The sequence below is a fragment of the Listeria sp. SHR_NRA_18 genome (genome assembly GCF_003856515.1).
GTDB classification, from domain to species: domain Bacteria; phylum Bacillota; class Bacilli; order Lactobacillales; family Listeriaceae; genus Listeria_A; species Listeria_A newyorkensis.
In genome coordinates this window covers 507,463-527,858 of record NZ_QPKR01000001.1, presented here as the reverse complement: position 1 = coordinate 527,858, position 20,396 = coordinate 507,463, and the positions used below count along the sequence as shown (strand labels likewise).

The 20,396-nt window shown below is 43.8% G+C and carries 23 protein-coding genes and 2 tRNA genes; 14 read left to right on the top strand and 11 right to left on the bottom strand.

Annotated elements, in window-relative coordinates; translation table 11 throughout:
• The first annotated feature begins 71 nt into the window (after positions 1-71).
• A complete protein-coding gene (locus DUK53_RS02645; protein WP_036093283.1) occupies positions 72-1,046 on the top strand; it encodes an HD domain-containing protein in 975 nt (324 codons plus the stop codon).
• 33 nt (positions 1,047-1,079) lie between these two features.
• A complete protein-coding gene (locus DUK53_RS02640; protein WP_036093281.1) occupies positions 1,080-1,754 on the top strand; it encodes a uracil-DNA glycosylase in 675 nt (224 codons plus the stop codon).
• A gap of 50 nt (positions 1,755-1,804) precedes the next feature.
• Here the strand turns inward: DUK53_RS02640 and rnhC are convergent, their stop codons facing one another.
• Entirely contained in the window at positions 1,805-2,731 is a 927-nt protein-coding gene (rnhC, locus tag DUK53_RS02635) for a ribonuclease HIII (RefSeq protein WP_081964422.1), read from the bottom strand.
• 188 nt (positions 2,732-2,919) lie between these two features.
• Between rnhC and zapA the strand changes: the two genes are divergently transcribed.
• The 7 genes from zapA (at position 2,920) to DUK53_RS02600 (ending at position 11,470) form a co-directional block, all read left to right on the top strand.
• Positions 2,920-3,186 carry a cell division protein ZapA gene (gene zapA, locus DUK53_RS02630; RefSeq protein WP_036077066.1) on the top strand — a complete coding sequence of 89 codons (267 nt, stop codon included), beginning with the start codon at positions 2,920-2,922 and terminating at the stop codon, positions 3,184-3,186.
• A gap of 1 nt (position 3,187) precedes the next feature.
• Positions 3,188-3,730: a CvpA family protein gene (locus tag DUK53_RS02625; protein ID WP_036093279.1), complete on the top strand. Its 543-nt coding sequence runs from the start codon at positions 3,188-3,190 to the stop codon at positions 3,728-3,730.
• 77 nt (positions 3,731-3,807) lie between these two features.
• Complete coding sequence (gene polX, locus DUK53_RS02620) at positions 3,808-5,523, top strand: DNA polymerase/3'-5' exonuclease PolX (RefSeq protein WP_036093786.1); 1,716 nt, start codon at positions 3,808-3,810, stop codon at positions 5,521-5,523.
• Positions 5,524-5,550: 27 nt separating this feature from the next.
• Entirely contained in the window at positions 5,551-7,908 is a 2,358-nt protein-coding gene (locus DUK53_RS02615) for an endonuclease MutS2 (RefSeq protein ID WP_036130872.1), read from the top strand.
• A gap of 78 nt (positions 7,909-7,986) precedes the next feature.
• The gene (gene trxA / locus DUK53_RS02610) at positions 7,987-8,301 is read left to right on the top strand and encodes a thioredoxin (RefSeq protein WP_036077069.1); all 315 of its coding nucleotides are present in this window, start codon (positions 7,987-7,989) and stop codon (positions 8,299-8,301) included.
• 143 nt (positions 8,302-8,444) lie between these two features.
• Positions 8,445-10,244 (top strand): excinuclease ABC subunit UvrC, encoded by a 1,800-nt coding sequence (gene uvrC / locus DUK53_RS02605; protein ID WP_036130874.1) that lies wholly within the window; start codon positions 8,445-8,447, stop codon positions 10,242-10,244.
• An 11-nt stretch (positions 10,245-10,255) separates the two neighbouring features.
• Positions 10,256-11,470, top strand: coding sequence for an aspartate kinase (locus DUK53_RS02600; protein ID WP_036130877.1), 1,215 nt, complete (start codon positions 10,256-10,258; stop codon positions 11,468-11,470).
• Positions 11,471-11,573: 103 nt separating this feature from the next.
• Here DUK53_RS02600 and DUK53_RS02595 read toward each other — a convergent pair.
• The 5 genes from DUK53_RS02595 to racE form a co-directional block, all read right to left on the bottom strand.
• Positions 11,574-11,647 (bottom strand) — tRNA-Arg (locus DUK53_RS02595).
• A gap of 146 nt (positions 11,648-11,793) precedes the next feature.
• Complete coding sequence (locus DUK53_RS02590) at positions 11,794-12,318, bottom strand: metallophosphoesterase (protein ID WP_036131441.1); 525 nt, start codon at positions 12,316-12,318, stop codon at positions 11,794-11,796.
• Between the two features lie 32 nt (positions 12,319-12,350).
• Entirely contained in the window at positions 12,351-12,956 is a 606-nt protein-coding gene (locus DUK53_RS02585) for an XTP/dITP diphosphatase (RefSeq protein WP_036131020.1), read from the bottom strand.
• Positions 12,953-13,702 (bottom strand): ribonuclease PH, encoded by a 750-nt coding sequence (rph, locus tag DUK53_RS02580; protein WP_036131024.1) that lies wholly within the window; start codon positions 13,700-13,702, stop codon positions 12,953-12,955. The genes DUK53_RS02585 and rph overlap by 4 nt, the downstream gene beginning before the upstream one ends.
• Positions 13,702-14,508: a glutamate racemase gene (gene racE, locus DUK53_RS02575; RefSeq protein ID WP_036093799.1), complete on the bottom strand. Its 807-nt coding sequence runs from the start codon at positions 14,506-14,508 to the stop codon at positions 13,702-13,704. The genes rph and racE overlap by 1 nt, the downstream gene beginning before the upstream one ends.
• Positions 14,509-14,710: 202 nt before the next feature.
• On the opposite strand from racE, the gene DUK53_RS02570 reads away from it, so the two are divergent.
• The gene (locus DUK53_RS02570) at positions 14,711-15,166 is read left to right on the top strand and encodes a YslB family protein (RefSeq protein WP_036093801.1); all 456 of its coding nucleotides are present in this window, start codon (positions 14,711-14,713) and stop codon (positions 15,164-15,166) included.
• A 59-nt stretch (positions 15,167-15,225) separates the two neighbouring features.
• Complete coding sequence (ybaK, locus tag DUK53_RS02565; RefSeq protein ID WP_036093803.1) at positions 15,226-15,708, top strand: Cys-tRNA(Pro) deacylase; 483 nt, start codon at positions 15,226-15,228, stop codon at positions 15,706-15,708.
• Positions 15,709-15,758: 50 nt separating this feature from the next.
• Here the strand turns inward: ybaK and DUK53_RS02560 are convergent.
• A tRNA-Ser gene (locus tag DUK53_RS02560) sits at positions 15,759-15,848 on the bottom strand.
• Positions 15,849-16,059: 211 nt separating this feature from the next.
• Between DUK53_RS02560 and DUK53_RS02555 the strand changes: the two genes are divergently transcribed.
• A complete protein-coding gene (locus DUK53_RS02555; RefSeq protein ID WP_036093804.1) occupies positions 16,060-16,512 on the top strand; it encodes a hypothetical protein in 453 nt (150 codons plus the stop codon).
• A gap of 60 nt (positions 16,513-16,572) precedes the next feature.
• On the opposite strand, the gene DUK53_RS02550 is transcribed toward DUK53_RS02555, so the two are convergent.
• From DUK53_RS02550 to DUK53_RS02540, 3 genes are read right to left on the bottom strand one after another with little or no spacing between them, the layout of a single operon-like run.
• Positions 16,573-16,986 carry a VOC family protein gene (locus DUK53_RS02550; RefSeq protein WP_036093806.1) on the bottom strand — a complete coding sequence of 138 codons (414 nt, stop codon included), beginning with the start codon at positions 16,984-16,986 and terminating at the stop codon, positions 16,573-16,575.
• 44 nt (positions 16,987-17,030) lie between these two features.
• Positions 17,031-17,672 carry a FusB/FusC family EF-G-binding protein gene (locus DUK53_RS02545; RefSeq protein ID WP_036131027.1) on the bottom strand — a complete coding sequence of 214 codons (642 nt, stop codon included), beginning with the start codon at positions 17,670-17,672 and terminating at the stop codon, positions 17,031-17,033.
• Positions 17,673-17,674: 2 nt separating this feature from the next.
• Positions 17,675-18,250 carry a TetR/AcrR family transcriptional regulator gene (locus DUK53_RS02540; protein ID WP_036093810.1) on the bottom strand — a complete coding sequence of 192 codons (576 nt, stop codon included), beginning with the start codon at positions 18,248-18,250 and terminating at the stop codon, positions 17,675-17,677.
• Between the two features lie 150 nt (positions 18,251-18,400).
• Between DUK53_RS02540 and DUK53_RS02535 the strand changes: the two genes are divergently transcribed.
• Both DUK53_RS02535 and DUK53_RS02530 read left to right on the top strand, forming a co-directional pair.
• Positions 18,401-19,105: an AzlC family ABC transporter permease gene (locus DUK53_RS02535; RefSeq protein ID WP_036093812.1), complete on the top strand. Its 705-nt coding sequence runs from the start codon at positions 18,401-18,403 to the stop codon at positions 19,103-19,105.
• Positions 19,102-19,425, top strand: a complete 324-nt coding sequence (locus DUK53_RS02530) for an AzlD domain-containing protein (protein WP_036131032.1) — start codon at positions 19,102-19,104, stop codon at positions 19,423-19,425. Before DUK53_RS02535 ends, DUK53_RS02530 begins: the two co-directional genes overlap by 4 nt.
• Before the next feature lie 241 nt (positions 19,426-19,666).
• Here the strand turns inward: DUK53_RS02530 and DUK53_RS02525 are convergent, their stop codons facing one another.
• Complete coding sequence (locus DUK53_RS02525; RefSeq protein ID WP_036131033.1) at positions 19,667-20,299, bottom strand: DUF1361 domain-containing protein; 633 nt, start codon at positions 20,297-20,299, stop codon at positions 19,667-19,669.
• Positions 20,300-20,396 lie beyond the last annotated feature (97 nt).

Genomic DNA, 20,396 nt, shown 5'->3' with positions numbered 1-20,396 from the left:
GTTTTAGTTGACATGGATGATAATTTAATATAAAATACGAACATAAGTTCTTGTTGGTGAGGTGTCCGAAAATGATTGGAAATGATATTTTGTACGGGGCGTATGAAGTGAATAACGTCATGCAAGATTTAATAGCAACTAAAGCAATGCAGAGACTTCAAGGCGTTCATCAAGCTGGAGCCGCATATCTTATTCATGATGGTTGGACGGTAACGAGGTTGGAGCATTCTATTGGCGTAATGTTGCTTATCCAGCGCTTTGGAGGCAGTATAGAAGAACAAGTGGCGGGGCTACTACACGACATTTCTCATACTAGTTTTTCTCATGTCATCGATTATCTCGTTGGCGACAATACAGAAAGCTACCATGATCATATTTTTTTAGATACGATCCGCAATAGTGATGTTGCTCCAATTCTTAAAGAAGCTACCACTGATTTGGCGTTGGATAACCTAGCACAGTACCAATTGCTAGAACAGCCAAGTCCTCATCTTTGTGCCGATCGGATTGATTATTTTTTAAGAGATATGCGGACATATGGCTATATGAGGGAGGAGGAAGTCGCGCTTTTCTTGAATGACCTGTCTGTTGTGGATGGCCGGTTTGTGTTGCAATCAGAAGATGTTGCGCTTTGGTATATCCAGAAATATCAAGAGTATGTCGATGCCGTTTTACTGAACCAAAAAAATATATACAGCGCCTGGAAAATGACGGCGATTTTGCGATATACCTTAGATTCAGACTATGTAACCATGAAATTTTTAGAAATAGGTACAGACGCAGAGGTTATGGAGAAATTAAGTGGGATTTCAGATGCGAAACTCCAAAAGGAACTTGCAGCTTTACATACGAAGGTTGAGGTAGAGCTAAATGAGCAGAATTACGATTTTCATATGCGAGGAAAAACGAGAGTGGTGGATCCGCTTGTACAAACAATAAACGGCGTTGTTCCAATCTCGACCATAAATGAAGAAGCGAAATCGAGCATTAAAAATTTACAGAAAAAGTATGAAAACGGTTCATTTATTCGAGTGATACATGTATAATTGTGGTATCAAGAATAAGTGGGGGGAAACAACATGATTCAATTAGGAAATGATTGGGATGCATTACTACAAGAAGAATTTATGAAGGATTACTATTTGAAATTACGAGCGTTTCTGAAAGTCGAATATGGGAATCAGAAAGTATATCCCGATATGTATGATATTTTTAATGCGCTGAAATATACGGCATATCAAGATGTAAAGGTTGTGATTCTTGGGCAGGATCCTTATCACGGAGCAGGGCAGGCGCATGGAATGTCATTTTCTGTGAAGCTGGGTGTCAAGACGCCGCCGTCACTTGTTAATATGTACAAAGAATTGGCGGATGATTTGGGGCTAGTGATACCGAATAATGGTTATTTGCTTCCGTGGGCAGAACAGGGTGTATTATTGCTAAATACTGTTCTGACGGTTCGGGAAGGGAAGCCAAATTCCCATGCGAATCAAGGCTGGGAGAAGCTGACGGATACTATTATTTCGTTACTTGGGCAAAAGACAGAGCCGGTGGTGTTTTTATTGTGGGGAAATAACGCGAAATCTAAACAGCCATTGTTGCGAAATCCGAACCACCTGATATTAACATCGGTACATCCAAGTCCATTGTCAGCGAACCGCGGTTTTATGGGATGCCGACACTTTTCGAAAGCGAATCATTATTTAACGCAGAGTGGCGTCGCGCCGATTAATTGGCAAATTCCGAACATATAAAAATGATATCCTTACTTGGCAACTCATTGCGAGGTAAGGATATCATTCATTTAATTTCTTCGCGATAATTTTCGAGCTTTATCAGTGTTTGCGAAATGCCATTTTGTGTAGCGTTGAAGTGTTTCTTCTCCTTTGGCATCTAGAATATCCGCCGCGACTTGATCGACTTTGGAGCTGGCGCCTTTAGGGATTTGGAAGCCGAGTTCTCGCTCCATTTCATGAAAAGCTTCTACAAAACGGGATCTAGCAATAATCGATGCCGCGGCAACAGAGAGATGCAGACCTTCTGCTTTCGTTGCGAAGAAAACATCTTCACGAACGACGGAGGCTTCTTTGGCAAGGTAGCGATAATAGGTGTTCTTTTCGGCAAATTGGTCGATGAGAATCGCGTCAGGCTTGATAGGTGCTATTTTTTTGAGGACGTTTTCTAATGCGCGATTATGTAGAATGGCTTTCATCTGGCCTTGGTTCATGCCTTTTGCTTGTAACTCGTTGTATTTAGGATTGGGCAGTAGCAAGAGGCTATGCGGGACAACGGGGATGATTTTTTTAGCAATCTCGCAAATTTCTGGATCGGTCATCGCTTTCGAATCTTTCACACCGAGCTGCTTCAAAAGTGGCATCATTGCCTGATCGACATAGCAAGCCGCAACGATCATTGGCCCGAAATAGTCACCAGTACCAACTTCATCCGAGCCAGCAACGTTTTTTGACGCGAAACCTGCTGGTAGGACGGATGTGCTTATTTTTGTAGACTTCGCTTTTGGTGTTGTTGCAGTGCCCCATTTAGCGGCTTCACGTTCACCAGTTGCGCCTTGGAACATCACTTTTCCAGATTTATAAGCGGTGATAGAGAGACCAGTTTTTTTCACAGCAAAAATTGCGCCGGGTGGTATTTTGTCGGACATATGAGATAAGTAAGCTTTTTGCATGGCTTCGATTTGTTTTGGTGTGGCTTGAATAACGGTGTTTGCGATTGGAATCAACTTCTTTCTTTTAGGTTCATTGCTTTTTATTTTACCATAATTCACGGGATTGTTTCATACTTAAGACTGAAATCGTTCTAGATTAGAACATTTGCGCTTTTCTTCGGTTGCTTTTCATGATAAGATGGGGTACAAGTAGGATAAATGTGTGCTGAGGATATTAATGAGGAGGAAGACAGATGGCGGATAATACTAGAAATAAGCTAACAACAACAATATATGGAAGAGAATATACGATTGTTGGTGTAGAATCTACCGAACATCTTCGTCTGGTTGCGCGTCTGGTTGATGAAAAAATGCATGAGATTGGTGCACAGAATCGGTCCTTAGACAGTGGTAGACTAGCTGTGTTGACTGCCGTTAATGCCACACATGATTATCTGAAATTAGAGGAAAAATATCAAGAGTTGGAGAAAGAGCTGGCTCGAATTAAAGGACGCGAATAAATTGATTTTAAATGCTATTATACTCATTTTGTTGATTGGCGGATTCGTCAACGGCTATCGTAACGGTGTTTTACGCCAGTTAATTATCACGATTGGTTATCTATTAAGCTTCTTTGTGGCGTACAAGTATTACGAACAGTTAGCACCGCATATTACATTTATTCCTTACCCAGAGTTGGATAAGTCGAGTGATTTGTATGCGCTACTTGATGCGCTTCATACAGAGAATGCGTATTATAATAGCATTGCTTTTCTGATGATTTTCCTAGTTGCGATTATCGTTGTGCACATGATTGCTTCTTTGTTTAAAGGCGTTACGAAGGTACCGGTTTTACGTCAGGTGAATGGCTTGATTGGTGCAGTGTTAGGAGTTTTACAAACGTACTTGGTTATTTTCTTGATTCTGTATATCGGCGCGATTTTTCCAGCAGAGTGGGCGCAAAATGCGATTACTGGCTCGTCGGTCGCTACGTGGATTCTGGAAAATACACCGCTGTTATCCGATTCATTTTACAAGTGGATGACGGGAATGCTACCTAAATAGTTTTTATGTATGTCAGCGAAAAGCTGGGGCTGCTCAGTTCCAGCTTTTCTGCTTGTTTTTAGAGGGAGTGATGGGAAATGAATAAAAAGAAAATTATTAATTTACTCGAGACAATCGCATTATATATGGAGTTAAAAGGTGAGAATCCTTTCAAAATAGCAGCATTTCGCAAGGCAGCGCTGGCATTGGAGCAAGACGAACGCAGTCTTTCAGAAATCGAGGACTTTACAAAAATTGCGGGAATCGGTAAATCGACAGCGGTTATTATTCAAAATTACCTAGAAACTGGCGAGTCGGAGGAGTTGGAGTCGCTGAAGAAGGAGGTTCCAGAAGGTCTGGTACCACTTTTGAAAGTGCCAGGGCTCGGTGGGAAAAAGTTATCTCGTTTGTATCAGGAGCTTGGTGTCGTTGATCGTGACTCACTTCTTGCTAAAGCGGAGGATGGCAGTATTTCTGCGTTGAAGGGGTTTGGACAGAAGTCTGTTGATAAAATGGTGGAGGCTGTTCAAGAAATGGGCGAGCGTCCGGATCGATATCCGTTGAATGATGTGTTACCGATTGCGAAAAGTCTGGAAGCTTATTTGGCTGGAATTCCTGAAATTGTTCGGTTTTCGCATGCAGGAAGTTTCAGAAGGTTGCGGGAAACGGTGAAGGATTTGGATTTTGTGATTGCAACGGATCAGCCGGATGCAGTAGCCAAGCAACTGTTAGCGATTGAAACGATTGATCAGGTGATTGCGGCTGGGGATACGAAGGTTTCGGTGGAATTGGATGAGGGCATCAAAATTTCTGTGGATTTTCGAATGGTCGCACCGGCTGAATTTGTCAGTACGCTACATCATTTTACTGGTTCGAAAAATCATAATATCCGGATGCGTCAAATTGCTAAGCAGCAAGATGAGAAAATTAATGAATATGGCGTAGAAGACCAAGCTGGGAATGTGAAGCAGTTTGAGACGGAGGAAGCTTTTTTTGCCCATTTTGATATTCCGTTTTTGCCGCCTGAGGTGAGGCGCGATGGGACGGAAATCGACCGAATTAAGCCGGACACTGCGTTTGTACAACTCGCGGATATAAAAGGTGATTTGCATATGCACACGACTTGGTCCGATGGCGCGTATTCGCTTTCTGAAATGATTGAAGCGTGTATTGCGAAGGGTTACGAATACATGGTGATAACGGATCATGGGCAGTTTTTGAAAGTGGCGAATGGTTTGACGGAGGAACGGATTCGGAAGCAGCAGGCGGAGATTAGGGAATACAACGAGCAGTATTCGGAAATCGAGATTTTATCGGGGATTGAAATGGATATTTTGCCGGATGGAACGCTCGATTTTGACGATGATTTGCTGCAGGATTTGGATTTTGTGATTGCTTCGATTCATTCTAGTTTTTCACAATCAGAGGAAGAGATCATGAATCGCCTACGAGTGGCTTGTGAAAATCCTTATGTGCATTTGATTGCGCATCCAACAGGGCGTGTTATCGGTCGTCGTGATGGGTATCGCGTGAATGTGGAGGAATTGATTGAAATGGCCGCGAAGACTGGAACTGCGCTTGAGCTCAATGCGAATCCGCAACGGCTGGATTTGACGGCGAAGTATTTGGAGCTTGCAGCGGAGCGTCATGTGCCGATTGCGATTAATACAGATGCGCACGACACGAAGCATTTGGATTTTATGGAAATTGGTGTTCGAGCGGCGACGAAGGGTTGGCTGAACAAAGCAAATGTACTGAATACGATGGGAAAAGAGGATTTTCTCGCGTTTGTAAAAAATAATCGTCCGAAATAGAAGGACGTTAACTGGAGTTAAAATAATATGAGTAAAAAAGTAGAAACGATTTTAGAATTCGATAAAATAAAGCAGCAACTCCTCGAATTTGCTTCTTCTGCATTAGGTGAGGAGGCCATTCGAGCGCTAAAACCAACATCGGATATAGAAAAAGTGACATTAGCGCAACGGGAAACCGAGGAAGGTGCAAAAGTCATTCGTTTACGCGGGGCTGCGCCAATTTCTGGCGTTTACGACGTAGCTGGGCATATGAAACGACTCGAAATCGGCGGGGATTTAAGCGGTTTGGAACTTTATCAAACTGGGAGCAATCTTCGAGTGAGCCGTTTGATGAAGCAGTTTATTGATGGCCTTGTAGAACAGGGCGTAGAAATAGAACTGCTGGATGAACTTGCTGGAAAGCTTGTCCCGATGCGTGATACGGAAGATACGATTACGCTGACGGTGGATGAAGCTGGTGAAATTTTGGATACGGCGAGTGAGGCTTTGCGGAATATTCGTCAGACGTTGCGTCGTACGGAAGGTCGTGTTCGTGAGCGTTTGGAGCAATATTTACGTGATAAGAACGCGTCTAAAATGTTGAGTGACACGGTCATTACGATTCGAAACGATCGCTACGTTTTACCGGTAAGGCATGAATATAAAGGGCATTATGGCGGGATTGTGCATGATCAATCGGCCTCGGGTCAAACGCTATTTATCGAACCGCAAAGCGTGGTGGATATGAATAATGAACGCCGTACTTTACAGGCAAAAGAGAAGCAGGAGATTGAACGCATTTTAGCGGAGGTTTCGGCGGTGCTAGCAGAATTCATCACGGAAATTCGGCAAAATACGTACGTTTTAGCACGATTCGACTTTATTTTTGCGAAGGCACGGTTTGGGAAGTCAATGAAAGGGATTACGCCACGAATTAATCAGGACGGCATTGTGAAATTGCTAAATGCGCGTCATCCGTTACTCGATCCGGAAACGGTTGTCAGCAACGATATCCTGCTTGGTGGGGACTATCGCGCGATGCTCATTACGGGGCCAAATACCGGTGGGAAAACGATTACGCTGAAAACGCTAGGTTTGCTTACTCTGATGGCACAAGCTGGATTGCAAGTTCCCGCAGAAGAAGAGTCGGAAATTGCTGTTTTCTCGCAAGTTTTCGCTGATATTGGGGATGAGCAATCAATTGAGCAGAGTTTGAGTACGTTCTCCTCGCATATGACGAACATTGTATCGATCCTTGACAAAATGGACGCCGATTCCTTGATTCTATTCGATGAGCTTGGAGCTGGGACGGATCCACAAGAAGGGGCCGCACTCGCAATTGCGATTCTTGATGCGGTGGCCGCCAAAAAAGCAAGCGTTGTAGCAACGACGCATTATCCTGAGCTAAAAGCATACGGCTATAATCGCGACTTTGCGACGAATGCATCAGTGGAATTTGATGTGGAAACGCTGAGTCCAACGTACCGCTTATTGATTGGCGTACCTGGGCGTAGTAACGCTTTTGCGATTTCACGTCGTCTTGGTTTGAGTGAGGCAGTTATTGAAGATGCAAGAAGCCTTGTCGACACGGAAAGCGCTGATTTGAACGATATGATTTCGAGTTTGGAAGAGAAGCGTAAAGCTGCGGAATTAGAGTACGAAGAAGCATATCAAATGAGTCGCGATGCTGAAAAACTGCAAAAAGACCTGCAAAAAGAGATTATCGCGTATCATGATCAAAAAGATAAATTGCTTGAAAAGGCAAACGAAAAAGCAGCAGGTGTCATCGAAAAAGCAGAAGTCGAGGCCGAAGCGATCATTCAAGAGTTGCGCCAAATGCAACTTCAAGGTGCCGCAGGACTCAAAGAACATGAACTGATCGAAATGAGAAGCCGCCTAAATCAAGTGAAGCCGAAAACGATTCAGAAAAAAGTCGTCCATGATGTACCAAAAGTGGCGCATACGTTCGCGCAAGGAGACCAAGTACGAATTTTGTCATTAGGGCAAAAAGGGGTGCTTCTAAATCGTGTGAATAGTAAGGAATGGAACGTTCAAATCGGGATCATTAAAACGAAGGTGAAGGAAGCTGATCTGGAGTATATGAAACCGGAACAACCGAAGAAACTGAGGCATGTGACAACGGTGAAAAGTGATAATTCTGTGACAAAAACCGAGCTTGATTTGCGTGGTGTGCGCTATGAAGATGCGCTACAACAAGTGGATAAATATATCGATGCGGCCTTGCTTGCCGGTTACCACCAAGTCAGTATTATTCACGGTAAAGGAACGGGCGCGCTACGACAGGGCGTTACCGAATTTTTGAAACACCACCGAATGGTGAAATCGATTCGATTCGGAGCCGCTGCAGAAGGTGGAAACGGAGTAACTATCGCCGAGCTGAAGTAAAATTTTGAGCAGATTATTGGCTCCATACGCAGACGCAGTGCTATACTAACGATACAATAGGTGTAAGGAGGTAGAGAAATGGCTATTCAAGAAATTACAGACGCGGATTTCGAAAAAGAAACGAGCGAAGGTCTAGTGCTTACTGATTTCTGGGCAACTTGGTGTGGTCCTTGCCGTATGGTTGCGCCAGTTCTAGAAGAAATTGACGCAGAACAAGGCGACAAATTAAAAATCGTTAAAATGGACGTGGATGCGAACCAAGAAACACCAGGCAAATTTGGTGTGATGAGTATCCCGACATTGCTTATCAAGAAGGACGGCGAAGTGGTTGATACAATTATCGGCTATCGTCCAAAAGAAGAATTAGATGAAGTTTTAGCGAAATATCTATAGAATTGTCGAAGAGCTGGTTAAAAATGAGAGGATGCGCGATTTAGTTCACGTATTCCCCTCATTTTCCTAGCTTTTTTTGTTGCAACAAAGCCGATTTATGCTACACTAAAGAGGAAGTAAAGCAAGACTGTGGAGTGATGATAATGACGACAGAACATATCCGAAATAAGCTTGCCTTTTTGCCTGATCAGCCTGGTTGCTATTTGATGAAGGATCAGCAGGGGACGATCATTTATGTCGGGAAGGCAAAGGTTTTGAAGAATCGCGTGCGCTCCTATTTCACTGGTTCGCATGACGGTAAAACACAACGTTTGGTTCAAGAAATTCGTGATTTTGAATATATCGTGACATCCTCGAACGTGGAGGCGCTGTTGCTCGAAATAAACTTGATTAAAAAACATGATCCACGCTACAATATTATGCTAAAAGATGACAAAACCTACCCGTTCATCAAAATTACGAACGAACGGCATCCGCGATTGATTATTACACGCAAAGTCAAGCGGGATAAAGGGAAGTATTTTGGTCCATATCCGAATGTGTATGCGGCGAATGAGACGAAGAAAATTTTAGATCGGTTGTATCCGTTGCGCAAATGTACGACGATGCCGAGCAAGGTGTGTCTGTATTACCATTTGGGGCAGTGCCTCGCGCCGTGCGTTTTCAAAGTCGAAGCCGATACGTATAAAACGATGACGGATGAGATTGTCCAATTTTTAAATGGTGGGTACAAAGAAGTGAAGCGGGATTTGATGGGGAGAATGCAAGAGGCGGCCGAATCGATGGAGTTCGAAAAAGCGGCGGAATACCGCGATCAAATCACTGCGATTGAGACGACGATGGAAAAACAGAAAATGACGATGAACGATTTCGTGGACCGCGATGTGTTCGGCTACGCGATTGATAAAGGCTGGATGTGCGTGCAAGTATTCTTCATTCGGCAAGGTAAACTGATTGAACGCGATGTGTCACAATTCCCATTTTATAGCGATGCGGACGAAGATTTCTTGACGTTTATCGGGCAGTTTTATCAGAAGACGAATCACATTCCGCCGCAGGAAGTTTTCCTTCCGGATGATGTGGATGAAGAGGCGATTCAGGCGTTATTGCCAGATACGAAAATCCTCGTTCCAAAGCGGGGAAATAAGAAAGACCTCGTTAAATTGGCGTACAAAAACGCTAAAATTGCGCTAAATGAGAAGTTTTTGCTACTCGAGCGTAATGAAGAACGGACGGTTGGTGCCACGGAAAAACTTGGAGAAGCGATGGGGATTCCGACGCCGAACCGAATTGAGGCTTTTGATAACTCGAATATTTACGGGACAGACCCGGTTTCCGCGATGATTACGTTCCTTGACGGCCGCCCGAGCAAGAACGATTACCGCAAATATAAAATCAAAACCGTCGTGGGACCTGATGATTATGCAACGATGCGCGAAGTGGTGCGTCGTCGCTATTGGCGCGTACTCAAAGAAGGCTTGCCACTCCCAGACCTCATTTTGATTGATGGAGGAAAAGGCCAGATTGATAGCGCGAAAGACGTGTTGGTCAATGAGCTTGGACTCGATATCCCGGTCGCAGGACTTGCCAAAGATAGCAAGCACAAAACGAGCCAGCTCTTATTCGGCGATCCACTGGCGGTCGTGCAGTTACATCGCAACAGCCAAGAATTCTACCTACTGCAACGCATTCAGGATGAAGTCCATCGGTTCGCGATCACATTCCACCGCCAACTACGAAGCAAAACCGGATTCCAATCCTTACTCGACGGCATTCCAGGCGTTGGCCCAGGCCGCAAAAAAACGATTCTCAAACATTTCGGCTCCATGAAAAAACTAAAAGCCGCGTCCGTCGCAGAAATCCAAGAAGCAGGCGTACCGGTAGCCGTTGCTGAAGCAGTCCACGCAAAATTTGCAAAAATGAATGAAGAAAAACCGAAATAGGAGGGGTATTTTTGGGAAGAGTAGTTTTAAAATTCGGCGGAACCTCAGTGGGCACCATCGAAAAAATCAAAAAAACCGCAGATCAAGCAATCCGCGAATTTGAAAAAGGGAATCAAGTAGTCGTGGTCGTTTCTGCGATGGGAAAATCCACAGATCGGCTTGTCGATATGGCGCTAGAAATTAGCGATCATCCAAGCAAGCGCGAAATGGACATGTTGCTTTCGACCGGCGAACAAATCACGATTTCCTTGCTATCAATGGCCCTTCACGAGAAGAACTATGAAGCAGTATCGTACACAGGCTGGCAAGCAGGCATCACGACCGAAGCGATTGCGAGCAATGCCAGAATTCTAGACATCGACACCGAAACGATTCAAGACGCACTAGACAAAGGCCAAATCGTGATTGTTGCAGGATTCCAAGGTGTCAGTGGAGACGGCGAAATCACGACATTAGGAAGAGGCGGATCAGATACAACAGCCGTCGCGCTTGCCGCTGCCCTAGAAGCCGATAAATGTAGCATTTGCACAGATGTCGTCGGCGTTTTCACAACAGACCCGCGTTACATCAAGAACGCGCGCAAGCTGAGCCGAGTAACCTACGATGAAATGCTAGAATTGGCGAACCTTGGAGCAGGCGTTTTGCACCCAAGAGCAGTGGAGTACGCGAAAAATTACCGCATCCCGCTTGAAGTCCGAGCCAGCCACGAAACCGAAGCAGGAACGATGATTGAGGAGGAAATGACCGTGGAAAATACGAAAGTCGTGCGAGGAATCGCATTTGAAGATAAAATAACCCGTGTGACGATTCACTGGGATAAGAAAGAAAACATGCGCGTATCGAAGGTTTTTACAACGCTCGCAGACCACAATATCGACGTAGATATTATTATCCAAGGTATCACCGGACTTGGCCACGGCAACCTTTCCTTCACGATTAAAACAAAAGCATTACTCGAAACGTTGGCCGTGCTGGAAGAGCATCAGGAGACGTTACAGTACGCAAAACTAGAATCCGAGCAGAACTTAGCGAAAGTATCGATTGTTGGGTCTGGGATGGTCTCTAACCCCGGAGTAGCCGCGCATATGTTTGAGGCGTTGACGGATAATGATGTGGCGATTAAAATGATCAGTACATCGGAAATCAAGGTTTCAACTGTGGTGGATGAGAAGAAGATGATTAAAGCCGCGCAGGTGTTGCATGATCGGTTTGAGTTGGAGGACTAAAATAATACAAAGTGGAACTCGAGTTGTCGGTAAAGTGCAATTCGAGTTTTTAAATTCTAGACACAAAAAAACTCCTAATTAGTAGAAGTTTTTTACAATATTATGTCCTGAGCAGGATTCGAACCTGCGACCGACGGCTTAGAAGGCCGTTGCTCTATCCAGCTGAGCTATCAGGACGCGCTATACAATTTTCACAGCCAAGTATCATTCTATGATTTTTTCGGCGATTTGTCAATGGTTTTAGATAAACTTTCTAAAAAATATTCATATTACTGCAAGTTTATCCATTTTTAGCGCTCCAACTGTCTTGCCCGCTTGAAAAACTAGTTGTTCTTCACAAGCGGGAATGTTTGCGTTAGTTCGGTTAATTCGACATCATCAATCGTCATAAAGCGAATCGTCACGCCTTTATCTGTTGCATCGATCAAGGCATACGTCTTATCTTGAACTCGTCCTCGTGGAAGGGAAATGCTACCAGGATTCAAAATAATCGTGTTATCCAGCATATCAACGCCTAATTCATGCGAATGACCAAAGAAAACAAAATCAGCATTCAATTCACGCGCGCGATAACGCAGGTTCATCAACGTCATCTTGATATTATACAAATGACCATGTGTCGTGAAAATACGATAACCATCAACCACGCCGACCCAATCGTTTGGATAATCCGAGCCGAAGTCACAGTTTCCTCGAACTGTATGGAATCCTTGCATCGCGGGATCATCTTTTTCAAGCTCAGAATCGCCACAATGAATCATCGCATCAACATTTCCTTCATATTTTTCCTTCAAATGGATGAGACAGTCGCGTTCATGATGACTGTCACTGACTACTAGTAATTTCAAATTATTCTCCCCCATCTTCTTACACTTTCTTATTATACAATCTTTTCGAGCAATTGGTCTATATTTTTCGCAACTTTTTCTAAAGCTTTTGCGCGATGGCTAATCTTATTCTTCTGTTCGGCGCTAATTTCAGCCATGGATTTATCAAACTCCGGCAAGTAGAAGAGGGGATCATAGCCAAAACCATTTTCTCCCTGCGCAGCGGTCAATATTTGCCCAGCGCATTCCCCAGTGAAAAATTCCGTCGCCTCGCCAGGAAAAGCAATCGCAAGCGTACAATGGAACTTGGCTTGGCGCGCATCATTTGGCACGCCTGTAAGCTCTCTCAACAGTTTTTCGTTATTGTCGGCATCATTATGCTGATTTCCGGCATAACGCGCAGAATACACGCCAGGCGCGCCGTCTAGCGCATCGACAATCAAACCAGAATCATCACCAATCACGACTTGCCCGATTCGCTCTGCCACTGTTTCCGCTTTCAACGCTGCATTCTCCGCAAATGTCGTACCAGTTTCCTCAATCTCGCCAATTTCCAGAAAATCCGCCAACGTCAAAATTTCAATACCATGCGCGCCAAAAAGCTTCTCGAATTCCCGCGCTTTCCCGACGTTATTCGTTGCAACTACAAGCTTCTTCATTCCGCAGCGCCTCCGATCAAGCCAGCCGTCGTGCCCAGAATATCCTTTTGCAAAGCGACTAGTTCCTGAATTCCTTTTTTACCCAATGCCAAAAGTTCGCTTAGTTCTTCCTCTGAAAAAGTAGCTTCCTCGCCGGTTCCTTGCAGCTCCACGAAGCGCCCAGCACCAGTCATCACGAGATTCATGTCCACCGCTGCCGCACTATCTTCCACATAATTCAAATCAAGCGCCGTGTCGCCGTTTTCCAACAAGCCAACACTCGTCGCAGCCAGAAAATCCTTGACTGGAAATTTCGCAAAAGGGGTCACCTCATGCAACTTCCCGATTGCAATCACCATCGCCACAAATGCGCCAGTAATCGATGCCGTACGCGTACCACCATCCGCTTGAATCACGTCGCAATCTAACCAAATCGTCCGTTCGCCTAGCGCATCCAAATCAACCACCGCGCGCAAAGAACGACCAATCAAACGTTGGATCTCCATCGTCCGCCCAGTCACTTTTCCCTTCGAAGATTCGCGAATATTTCGGCGTTCCGTCGCACGAGGTAACATCGCGTACTCCGCTGAAACCCAGCCACGGCCTTCTCCGCGCATGAAAGGTGGCACACGATCTTCCACAGAAGCAGAACAAATCACTTTCGTATCGCCAACCGTAATTAAAATCGAGCCTTCCGGATGCTTTATGTACCCAGGAACCATCTCTATTTGACGCAGTTCATCCTTTTCTCTACCGTCGAATCTCATCACGACGCACCCCCTAATTTAATATGTTCCACTTGCATATCCGGAACATCCAGCCAATCTTGCGCAATATCTTGAAAAATGGAGACCGAACCAGTCGTGAAAAACCGGTGATTCACGCCAATTTCGTCATGATCCAGCAAATCATGATAATCAAGCAAAGCGCTGACCTCGCTTGCCGTTTCCTCGCCAGAATTAATAACCGCGACATCCGAGCCCATAAAGTTCTCAATCAATGTTTTGAGTAGCGGATAATGTGTACAGCCCAGAATAATCGTATCTATTTTCGTACTCTTCAGCGGGAGTAGGGATTCCGCAACGATTTTTTTCGCAATCGCGCTTTTATACTCACGACTTTCAACGACCGATACAAACTTAGGGCAGGCAAGCGAATCCACTTCGACACGGCGATTTAGGCCTTTCAAAGCTTTCGGATACGCCATGCTTTGCACCGTTCCAATCGTACCAAGGACGCCAATCCGGTTGTTTTGCGTTGCTTTTAAAGCCGCGCGAGAACCGGGTTGAATAACACCGATAACCGGGATATCTAGTTTGGCACGAATATCCGTCAAAGCCGCTGCTGTCGCCGTATTACAAGCGATAACGAGCATTTTTATATTGCGATCTACGAGGAAATTCGTCATCTCCCACGTAAATTGATTCACTTCTTGACTATCACGTGGGCCATACGGGCAACGTGCGGTGTCACCTAGATAATATATTTGTTCATGGGGAAGCTGTTTCAGGACCTCTTTGACAACCGTCAGTCCACCAACGCCCGAATCAATAAAACCAATTGCTCTTTTCACACGTTTCGCCTCAATTTCTATATTTTCGTCTTCCTATAAGTATACTACAAATTTGGATTATACTCTCCATTTTCTTATTTTTTCACCGTTTTCGCAAGTTTTTTGCCGATTTTATAGTTTTTTTACGAATTTTGTAGGTTGATGTTTCTATTTTGGAGGTTTTCTGGGTATAATAAGTGGAGAAGAAAGCGGGGTACTGTGAATGACAGAAAATAATGAAATTGTAAATGAAAAAATGATACCGGTTTTTGGATACGAATTAATTCGCGATACGCTATTGCCAAATGTGTTAGGTGAAGAAACGCCACACATTCTATACTGGGCAGGCAAAGAGCTCGCGCGCAAATATCCACTGGAAACGCTAGACGAGCTGGCTGACTTTTTCCAAAAAGCATCGTTCGGCGAATTAGAAGTGAGCAGTGAGAAAAAGGACGAGATGCATATTTTGTTGCGTGGCGAAATGGTGGCACTCCGCTTGACGAATGACAGCAACGCAACGTTCAAGCTAGAGGCCGGCTTTATCGCAGAACAAATTCAGCACCAGAAGAAATTGTATTCAGAAAGCTATGAAGAAGTCGATAAACGTAAGAAAACCGTGAAAATTGTCGTGAAATGGGATCGTAAAGAAAGTGTTTCCGACGACGAAATTGTAAGCTAATAATGACAACAGGTATTCTGATTTCACATAGGGTACCTGTTTTTATGGAGGTGTGAGTGATGAAAATACCGAAAACCAATGTCGGCAGAATTTTGGATCAGCGGAAAATACCGTACGAACTCTACCAAATTCCGTTTCAAGACAAGCATATGGATGCTGTGACGGTCGCGATGGATCTCGATTTACCGCCAGATAAAATCTACAAAACCCTCGTGACAAAAGGTGACAAAACAGGCGTCATTGTTGCATGCATTCCAGGAAATCAAGAACTCGATTTAAAACTACTAGCCAAGGCAAGCGAGAATAAAAAAATAGAGATGCTTCCGATGAAGGATTTAGAAAGTGTCACAGGATACATACGTGGCGGTTGTTCGCCGATTGGCATGAAGAAACTGTTTCCGACTTTTATCGCGGATGCTGCGGAATCACAAGACTGTATTTTGGTTTCGGCAGGCAAACGAGGCTTTCAAGTAGGGGTAAATCCACAAGCGTTGGCGCAAGTCGTGCAGGCGCAGTTTGTGGCGATTAGTCGAGATATGTAGGCAAAAAAAGATCCGAATCAAGTAGACTCGGATCTTTTTCATATTAATGAAGGAGGAAGAGGGATTCGAACCCCCGCGCGGTCTTACCCGCCTGTCGGTTTTCAAGACCGATCCCTTCAGCCAAACTTGGGTATTCCTCCATAAGCACAAGACTTATTGTATCACGATTTTTTTCGTTTGCCAATACCTAAATGAAAAAAATTTGCATAAATAGTAATCGCGAGGAAATGTATTCATTTTTGTAGGTGAGTAGAGACATTAATGATAATATACATGACAAAAAAACGTTGCATCTTGTAGCGAATAAAAGTACAATTAAGTTATGTCTTATAACCAAAAGGTGGCGCGTAAATGCATGAAAAGCTGATATCTAATGAGATTACGAAACTTTTTTCAAAGGAAATTTTCCGTTTTGCTGAGTTCTGGTTTGATAATTACTACACAACAGGTATTGACGACCTCGTTTTAGAAGAACATCCTGAATTCGTGCAACTTTACCGAACGACGATTGTCAAAACTGTATCGAGTGGCCTGCGAGGTATTGGTGGCGGTGGCTACTCTCAACTCGATTACTACAATCTCGGGAAAACAGAAGCACAGAACGGGCTAACAGCAGAAGATGCACTACGAAATCGCGATTCCTTCGAAGCGGCGATGGAAGCTTTTTTGCTAAAGCGTAAAAAAGAAGGCGCGATGGACGTGACCGAGCAAGAAATAAAGTATTATTTGGATGAACTAATTGCATTCCACGATACCATCATGCCGATTATTTTGCAGGGGTATAGTGATTATGCGAAGAAATAGCAAATAAGGAAGGAGAGTATTTATCGATTATCCATCGGCAAATATTCTCCTTCTGTTTTTTTAACCGTTAATCGCATTAGGGTCCATGTAAAGTACTTCCCACAAATGTCCATCAATATCTTGAAAACTCCAACTATACATAAATCCTTCATCCATCTTCTCGTTCGATGTCGTTCCGCCTGCCGCAAGAGCTTTCTCGACGAATTGGTCAACCTCCGCACGACTACTTACCGAAATCGACATAATCGCCTCCGTTATCGTTTTCGAGTCGGCGATAGATTTCTTCGTAAAGTTTTGGAAGAATTTCTCCACGAGCAACATCACGAACGCGCCCTCATTTACAATCATGCAGGTTGCGTTTTCATCTGTGAATTGCGGGTTAAATTCAAAGCCAAGCGCTGTGTAGAACGCGATCGATTTCTCTAAATCCGACACTGCTAAATTAACAAAAAGCAAATTTGGTTGTTCTGCCATCATTCATACCCTCCTTTAATTTATCTTTATTAGTATACCCAGATTCAGGATTTCAACTCACGAATAAAAGCATCCAACCGATCCGTACTTTGCACATGCGCACTACAAACGAGGCTATCAGCGCAAATATATTGACCAATCGCGCGGAAATTATCTGTATTTCCTTTTGCTTTAATATCTGCTTTAAACAAACCGACACGCTCATTCTGATGGCAAAAAGCGCAGATTCCTTTCTTAGATACAGGAATAAAGTTGCCTTGAACACCAGTTAATTTCCCGTCATGATTAGCGATAAGGAACTTCTTCTGAGCGCCGGTATCGTTCCACCCTAGAAATACAAGCCGTTCCATTTCCGCATCAGGCAGGGTAGGAGCCTTCAATTTCTTCGCTTTCGGAAACAATTTTTTCACCGTCATATCCGTCACAATAGGGAATGGCAACAGAAACGCCTGCAACCGTTCGTCAAACTGAGCAAGTTCCTCCTCGGAATGAATATGAAAAATCTCCCCAATAAGCTGTTCCTGCTCAGGTTCCAACGATTCAAAAATTGCCTGAGCCTTATCAATACACGAGAACCGCAGCGCATTTTTAACCCCTTCATCGTTCGTGTTTTGCGCGCCATAAAAAGCATTCATCGCTTGTTTCAAAATAAAATGATAATTAGCATTCGTCATAAAAGCTTGCATTTTTACATCTCCTTCTGTGTCCCGTGGAAGAAAAACCGCTCCGTCAAAGCAACAATTTGATCTTCCAGGACGCCTTCTTTTAATAAATAGTCAAAAATAGCCGGATCGAACAAATGGATAAAATACGAAACTAAAAAGGGAGTAGGGTAAACCGGATCAATCAAACGCTGCGCCTGCAAGTGCTTAAACAAAACACCGAGTTCACCTAAAATATGTTCGAAAATCCGTACGAGTTCCGTTGTTCCCGTCATATCAGGCTTATTCCGCAGCACAAAAATAAAGTAAGGATTTCGAATAATCGTCCGAATCAATGTTTTCAATTTCATCAAACTATCGTCCACGTTAATCATCGTTTCCCGCATCATCTGCAAAAAATTCTGCGCATTGCGCTCCATGATACGCGCAATAATCGCATCTTTATTCGAAAAATGGTTATACAGCGTCCCTTTTGAAATCCCGACAGCAAGTGCGAGCTCATCCATATTCAGTTGATTGTCCGCCGTTTGGAATAACATATTTTCCGCCTGCGCTAGTATAAGTTGTTCTCGGTCGTACTTTTGCTGTTCCTTCCAATTCATTTAGAGGCCACCTTTAAACATCGAGTCATATTTTGACTTCGGAGTCATTTTTTAATATAGTATAAAACCAAACCGGCGAAATGTCAAGAAGTGCTAGTCATAAGCTCCAAAATTTGATAGGATAGTAGAAAAAGAAAAGGGGCGTGACAAATGTCAGATCAAACGGGGAATCTCACCTTCCAGCAAGGCGTGAAGGATTGCATTCCAACATTATTAGGTTACATAAGTATCGGCATAGCAGCGGGCGTTGCTGGCATTGCGGCGAATCTGAGTATTTTAGAAGTTACATTGCTGGCGATTTTTGTCTATGCAGGCGCGGCTCAATTCATTATTTGCGCCATGTTATTAACGAACAGCACCACATTAGCCATCATCGTCACAACATTTATCGTCAACTTCCGACATTTCCTGCTGGGTGCAACACTGGCGCCACATTTTCAGAAAGACTCGATGCCAAAAAATATCGGAATCAGCCTCCTTGTCACAGATGAATCCTTTGGCGTAGCAGCGATGAAACTGGCGAAAAAAGAGCCCATTTACGCGTCATGGATGAACGGGTTAAACATAACCGCGTACCTCGTCTGGATTGCATCCTGCGCACTCGGAGCTCTGGTCGGCAAACTAATCCCAAATCCAGCCGTATTCGGTCTTGATTTCGCACTCACGGCTATGTTTGTCGCACTATTCGTATTCCAACTACAAAGTGTACCAAAATCAAAACTGCGTCACATCTCGTTTCTAATCCTATACATGCTTATTTTCATGATAGGCTTATCCTTCATCGTCTCAACAAACGTTGCCGTCGTGCTATCCACACTAATCGTTGCAACTATCGGGGTGGTGACTGATCGATGAGCATCAGCTATGGCTTTATTCTCATGCTACTAGGTTGTTCTCTCGTGACAGCTATCCCGCGAATGCTACCGTTTCTAGTCATGCGCAACATGCAGATTTCCGAGCCCGTTCTCAAATGGCTAAGCTACATTCCGCTCTGCATTTTCAGCGCGCTCATCATTGAAAGTTTCATGACAAACGGGGCAGAGGGCTTCCAGATTCACTGGCTAGAATTAGTTGCCGTCATCGCAACGCTTATTATCTCACTAATCACGCGAAGTCTGTTATGGACAGTTATTTTAGGCGTGGTCATAATGGCGCTACTTCGCCTCATTTTTTGACAGTTTTTGATGCAAAATACAATAAATCCTTGCATTATTTCCAAATCCGTGGTATTATAGATACCGTTGTTAAAATAACATTATCGGTGGCGGAATAGGTAGACGCATTTAGTTGCAAAGAACTTCGAAGCAAAGCAACATTAATAAAGTACATTTAAACAAGTTAAGATTTAAATATGAGTTTGTGTGGTGCAAATCCACACCCGATGATCAATAAAAAGACTAGCGATTTCAACCATCGCTAGTCTTTTTTATGAGGAAATTTCAAAAACACAAGGTACACAATTGCTTGAATTACCATAAAACACACAACAAAGTAACCCATCTCATACGAAAACGCATCGATCATCTGCTGTATAGAATGAAGTGGTTCAGTAAATAGGTAAACAGAATGCAACCTCGCAAAGCGCCCCAAATAAATCGCGTATCCAGACAATGCCGAAATCCCCACAAACGTTGCCCAATAAACAAGTGCGCGCGTCGATTTACAACGAATCATCCACTCATCCAACATCCATTTGAGCGAAACGAACCCCGTATAAAGCCCGAAACAAACACCCACAGTCAGCGCAGTAAATCGCCCCCAAATATATGGATCACTCGAAAAAACACCGGTCCCAGCAACATTCACTCGTAACCCCTCCAAATGAAAGAAATCGGTCAACAAATACGGCGCATTCGGAAAGAACAGCAACCATAAAAAAGCAACCGGCCAAAATAGATAAGCTTTACGCTGTTTCCCATAAACAAAAGCTGCCAATTCAAGCGGAATATACGCCAATGATACATTCAAAATCATAAAGTAATACCCGTCCACAATAAACATAATATACAATAAGTACATCACAAAGAAAGCTCTACACCATTTCATCATACAAAGTCATTCCTCCTCTATATAGCTTACCAATCCGAGCAGTCCAAAAACATCGATGTGCATGACAAAACAGGTTTTTGACGTGACAAAATTGTAA